We start from the raw sequence: 315 nt of genomic DNA, 5'->3' as shown, positions 1-315 counted from the left end.
AAAACATTAGTCCATATGCGGGTAGCCGTCGATCACCAGATCAAGTTTACCCGTTTCAGGATCAATCACCAGACCGTGCACCGGCACATTGTCAGGGAATAGCGGATGGTGTTTAATGACGTTTACGCTGTCTGTAACACTCGCTTCTACTGAATCAAAGCTTTTCAGCCATTGATCAAGATCAACTCCTGAGTGCTTCAGCATGTCAATCCGCTCTTTCGGAATACCGCGGTCGATAATTTTATCAAGCATATCCTCGCTGTTGATTTTGCTCATGCCGCAATCATGGTGGCCGATAACGCAGACTTCATCGGC

General features: G+C 47.0%; 1 protein-coding gene. It reads right to left on the bottom strand.

Translation table 11 applies throughout. The annotated features are described in order from the left end of the window. Positions 1-6 precede the first annotated feature (6 nt). Positions 7-315: carbonic anhydrase (locus R0K30_RS21465; RefSeq protein WP_410612814.1), on the bottom strand; the 309-nt coding region annotated here is incomplete at its 5' end.

The sequence above is a fragment of the Bacillus sp. SIMBA_154 genome (genome assembly GCF_046536015.1).
GTDB lineage: Bacteria > Bacillota > Bacilli > Bacillales > Bacillaceae > Bacillus > Bacillus pumilus_P.
Note: the sequence above shows the minus strand (reverse complement) of the source record. Positions and strands in the feature narration are given on the sequence as shown.